The 5,068-nt window shown below is 71.2% G+C and carries 4 protein-coding genes; 3 read left to right on the top strand and 1 reads right to left on the bottom strand.

The window, feature by feature from the left end; genetic code table 11:
* Positions 1–565: 565 nt before the first annotated feature.
* Positions 566–1,084: a peptide-methionine (S)-S-oxide reductase MsrA gene (gene msrA / locus VF468_24080; protein HEX5881366.1), complete on the top strand. Its 519-nt coding sequence runs from the start codon at positions 566–568 to the stop codon at positions 1,082–1,084.
* Between the two features lie 127 nt (positions 1,085–1,211).
* On the opposite strand, the gene ftsH is transcribed toward msrA, so the two are convergent.
* Positions 1,212–3,116: an ATP-dependent zinc metalloprotease FtsH gene (ftsH, locus tag VF468_24075; protein HEX5881365.1), complete on the bottom strand. Its 1,905-nt coding sequence runs from the start codon at positions 3,114–3,116 to the stop codon at positions 1,212–1,214.
* A gap of 478 nt (positions 3,117–3,594) precedes the next feature.
* Between ftsH and VF468_24070 the strand changes: the two genes are divergently transcribed.
* The gene (locus VF468_24070; GenBank protein HEX5881364.1) at positions 3,595–3,909 is read left to right on the top strand and encodes a hypothetical protein; all 315 of its coding nucleotides are present in this window, start codon (positions 3,595–3,597) and stop codon (positions 3,907–3,909) included.
* Positions 3,910–4,223: 314 nt separating this feature from the next.
* Positions 4,224–5,009, top strand: coding sequence for a methyltransferase domain-containing protein (locus tag VF468_24065; GenBank protein HEX5881363.1), 786 nt, complete (start codon positions 4,224–4,226; stop codon positions 5,007–5,009).
* Positions 5,010–5,068 lie beyond the last annotated feature (59 nt).

The following is a 5,068-nucleotide window of genomic DNA, read 5'->3' as shown; positions in this document are numbered from 1 at the left end:
ATCAGGGGGACATCGGGGGGGAAGGTGGAGGAACGCCAAGCTCATGAGACCGCCTTTCGCTCCATCACCGAAAGTCCTTGGGACCGGCCTGCTACCCACCAGAGGTGTCATCGGCGGCGGCCAGGAGCCGGCGGGCCGAGGCTTCATCGGAGGGGCAACCAGCACCCGAACACCCTCGATCTGCATCTGCGGGTACTGTCCTCCGGCATCATCTGCCGACACCGCTGCGCTCACGCCATGACTGCGCAGCATGCCGGCGATCAGCTCCGCCGATGGGCCTCCGTCAGCCCCGACGGGCGGAATCTCGTAGGAGGCACGATCGGGCCGGCCCTGGGCCGGGCGATTCAGGAACGCCGGTCCTCAAGGGTGAGGTCGGCGCGGAGCTGCCACGTCTCCTCCAGGTCGTAGGCAAGACGTGCGGCCCGGGGTGAGTCTGGGGTCCTGGGAATGCGCGAAGGTTTCGGAGTGTTACCGGCTGCAGTGCAGACCCGAGGTTCGGGTGATGGAGCCAGGGGGCGTGCCGGAACCTCCACCATCAAGCCGCGACGACGAACGGAGCGAAGCGATGAGCCAGAAGCGGGAGAAGGCGGTCCTGGCCGGAGGGTGCTTCTGGGGGATGCAGGACCTGATCCGCAAGCGTCCAGGGGTCCTCTCGACGCGGGTCGGCTACGCCGGAGGCGACGTCGCCAACGCCACCTACCGGAACCACGGGACCCATGCCGAGGCGATCGAGATCATCTTCGACCCCGAGGTGACCTCCTACCGCGAACTGCTCGAGTTCTTCTTCCAGATCCACGACCCGACGACGCTGAACCGCCAGGGCAACGACATCGGCACGAGCTACCGCTCGGCGATCTTCTACCTCGATGACGAACAGCGCCGGGTCGCCGAGGACACCATCGCCGACGTCGAGGCGTCCGGGCTTTGGCCGGGCAAGGTCGTCACCGAGGTCACCCCAGCCGGTCCGTTCTGGGAGGCCGAGCCGGAGCACCAGGACTACTTGGAGCGCTACCCGAACGGCTACACCTGCCACTTCCCGCGCCCGGGCTGGGTGCTGCCCCGCCGGAGCGCCGCGGCTCGCTAGCAGACGGTCTGCGGGCAGGCGGGCTGGGCGTCAAGCGCGGCCGCGGGTTCTGAGACGAGCCCGGCTGAGCCGACGTGAGCGCCCACCATCGCTGCTGGGGCACGGACCTGCTGGCTGCCGGCGGACGCTAGCGGCGGACCACGTCGGGGGCCTGGGCGGGCAGGTCGGGCTGGGCCGGGTAGGGGACGCCGGCGGCGCGGTAGGCGTCGGCGGCGTCGAGGGTCTCGGTGCGGAGCAGGGCCTCGACCAGGGCGTCGAGCCGGTGCCGGTTGGCCCGCAGGGTCTGGAGGGCCTGGTCGTGGCCCTGGTCGAGGATGCGGCGGGCCTCGGTTTCGACCAGCTCTCTGGTCGCCGGGGAGGTGCCGTCGCCGCCCAGGCTGAGGGGCTGCTCGCGCCGCGGGTCGGGCAGCGCCGACAGCATCCCCACCTTCTCGGACATGCCCCAGCGCCCGACCATCTGCTTGGCGATGCCGGTGGCCTGCTCCAGGTCGTTCTCGGCGCCGGTGGTGACGTCGTCGTAGATGAGTTCCTCGGCGGCCCGGCCGGCCAGCATCCCGGCGATGCGGCCGCGCAGGTAGCTGGCGCTGTAGGAGTAGCGGTCGGCGTCGGGGGACTGGAAGGTGACCCCGAGGGCGTGGCCGCGGGGCACGATCGAGATCTTGCGGACCGGGTCGGCGCCCGGGGTCAGCATGCCGAGCAGGGCGTGGCCGGCCTCGTGGTAGGCGGTGCGCCGACGGTCCTCGGCCGAGAGCATGATCCGCCGTTCGCTGCCGAGCACGATCTTCTCCAGGGCGTCGGTGAAGTCGGCCTGCTGCACCTGGGTGTGGTTGCGGCGGGCGGCCAGGATGGCGGCCTCGTTGACCAGGTTGGCCAGGTCGGCCCCGACCATGCCCGGGGTGGCCGAGGCCACCGCGTCCAGGTCGACATCGGGCGCCAGGGGCATGCCGCGGACGTGCACGCCCAGGATCTGGCGGCGGCCGGCCTGGTCGGGCGGGCTGATGGTGAGGCGGCGGTCGAAGCGCCCCGGGCGCAGCAGGGCCGGGTCGAGGATCTCGGGCCGGTTGGTGGCGCCCAACACGATCACGTTCTCGGTGCCGGTGAAGCCGTCCATCTCGGTCAGGATCTGGTTGAGGGTCTGCTCCCGCTCGTCGTGGCCACCCACGCTGAGGGACCCGCCGCGGGCACGGCCGATCGCGTCCAGCTCGTCGATGAAGATGATCGCCGGGGCGTTGTTCTTGGCCGTCTCGAACAGGTCCCGGACGCGGCTGGCGCCGACGCCGACGATGAACTCGATGAACTCCGAGGCCGACACGAAGTAGAAGGGCACGTCGGCCTCGCCGGCCACGGCCCGGGCGAGCAGGGTCTTGCCGGTCCCGGGCGGCCCGGCCAGCAGCACGCCCCTTGGGACCATCGCCCCTAGCCGCCGGTAGCGGTCGGGGTTCTTGAGGAAGTCGACGATCTCGGCGACCTCGTCCTCGACCTCGTCGATGCCGGCCACATCCGCGAAGGTGGTGCGCCGGCCCGTCTCTGGCTCGTAGCGGCGGGCCCGGGAGCGGCCGAAGCCGCCCAGCCCGGCGGCCCCAGCGGCGCCCCCGGAGGCGCGCCGGGCCAGCAGCACGAACAGGCCGACCAGCAGCAGGGTCGGACCGAAGCCGAGCAGCAGCCGCTCCAGCAGCGACGGCCCCGGCGGCGGTTCCGCCCTGACCTCGACGTTGTGTTCGGTCAGCAGCTGCCACAGGTTGTCGTCGGCGGCGAAGGAGGGCCGGCGGGTGCTGAACCGGGTCACCTCCTGGCCTTGGTCGCCCTCGGGGTAGCGGACCGGGTTCTTGAACTGGCCGTCGATGGCGTCCTCGATCCCGGTGACGGAGGTGACGTTGCCCGCCTCGACCTGGGCGCGGAACAGCGTGTAGGGCACCTCGGTGCGTTCGGGGGGCCGGACCAGCAACGCCGACAGCACCCAGTTGAGCACCAGCAGGCCCAGCAGTATCCACCAGAAGCGCGGCCCGAACAGCCGCGGCCGCTCTGGGCCCATGTCGCCTCCGGACCGTCGGACACCCTCCACCCGCCACGGCACCCGGTCAGCTCCCTTGGCCGGCGCCCGGTCTGGCCGCTCCGGGCTCCCAGCGTTGGCCCTGGCGTCCCTCCCGCCTCGTTGGGCGTCGGCCATGACCTACCTCCTCCTCACGCCGCGCAACGAGTGTTGCCGTTGCGACCTGCCGAGACTACCCCGGTCTGCCGTGCCGGGTGGCGGCCACGGTCAAGAGCCGCGGTCGAGTCCTCCAGCGCTCTCCAGCCGATGTTGGGCAGGTTGGCCTGGGAAGTCTCCTTTACGGTTTGGTTGGTGCTCCGCTGAGATTCGTGCCCGGAGCGCCGGGTCGCGTCCATGGAATGCCGAGGCGTCAGAGTGCCATTGGGTCGGGGCGTCGGCTCGTGTGGCCAAGGGGCCTGGGCGCAACGACCGCGCCTGGCCATAGACTGAGGCTGGGAGTCCTGCGATCTGCGGAGGTGCCATGGCGCTGTCGCCGAAGGTCCGAGCCGCGGCCGCCGGGGTCCTGGTGGCCAACAGCGCCCCGCACCTGGCCACGGCGGTGGCCGGTCGCCGGCACCTGACCCCGCTGACCGGCCGGGACTCGGCACCGGCCGTCAACCTCGCCTGGGCGGCCGCCAACCTCCTCGGCGGCGCCCTCGTCCTGCGCGGCGCGGCCGCCGACCGCGCGCCCGGCCGCTGGGACGACCGGCTGGTCGCCTTCGAGGCCGGCTACCTGGGCTGGGCGCTGTGGATGGCGGCCTCGGAGTACCTGCTCAAGGTCAACTGGGACCGCTGACTCCACCGTGAGCCGGTCGGTGAGGCCAGGTGTCCACCTTTGCCGCCGACCGACCCGACCGGCTCTGGATGGCCGACATCACCTACGTCCCGACCTGGTCAGGCTGGCTGTCTGGGAGATGGCTCAGCTTAGACGCCGTGCCGGAGGGCGAAGTTCCTGGTCGCCAGCAACCATAAGGCGAAGTCATCCGCTGGCGTCGGCGGTCGTCCTCTCCTGACCCGGCTGTCATAGGATCTTGTTCTGTGGACGCGAACGACCGCCAGCAGCCGCGCGCAACGAGCCATCCAGGCCCGGGCCCGGTGGGGGATCGGCCTCTGGAACACCGAGTCGCCCGCGTCGACTACGACGCCGAACTCCGGCTGCACGACGAGGTCCTTCGCCGCAGGTACAACATACGGGCCGACGACCGGGTCCTGGACATCGGCTGTGGAACCGGCCGGACGACGCGGGACGCCGCGCGGTCGGCCGGGGAAGGGAGTGCGCTCGGAGTCGACCGCTCCGCCTCGATGATCGAGCGGGCCCGCGAACTCGCCCGGGCGGAGAGGGTCCACAACGTTGCCTTCGAGCAGGGCGACGCGCAGGTGCACCGCTTTCCGGAGGATGGTTTCGACCTCGCCATCAGTCGGTTCGGGACGATGTTCTTCGATGACCCCGTCGCGGCGTTCGCCAACATCGCGGTGGCGCTTCGGCCCGCGGGGCGTCTGGTGATGATGGTCTGGCAGGAGCACGAGCACAACGAATGGTCCATGGCGATCGAACGGGCGCTCGGCCGTGAGGGGTCGCCGGTCCCAGCTCCGGAAGCGCAGGAGCCGTTCTCGCTTGCCGATCAGGAAACCGTGGAGGCGATCCTCGGCGCGGCGGGATTCGGCGAGGCCACGTTCACCGACGTCCACCAGCCCATCTACTACGGTCCGGACGTCGCGGCGGCCCTCGAGTGGGTCGGCGGTTTCTCGGGCACCAGGGAGTTGCTGATGCGCCTGGGTGCCGCCGCCGCTGAGCAGGCGCTCGAGCGTCTCCGTGAGGCCCTCGCCACGCACGCAAGCGAACGTGGCGTGTGGTTCGATTCGCGGGCCTGGATTATCGAGGCCCGCCGTCGGTGACCGAATCGACCGCATCTGCGCGATCCTTCGGCCAGCAGCGCCCGGCTGCGCCCGCTCGG

The sequence above is a fragment of the Actinomycetota bacterium genome (genome assembly GCA_036280995.1).
Lineage (GTDB): Bacteria > Actinomycetota > CALGFH01 > CALGFH01 > CALGFH01 > CALGFH01.
Note: the sequence above shows the minus strand (reverse complement) of the source record. Positions and strands in the feature narration are given on the sequence as shown.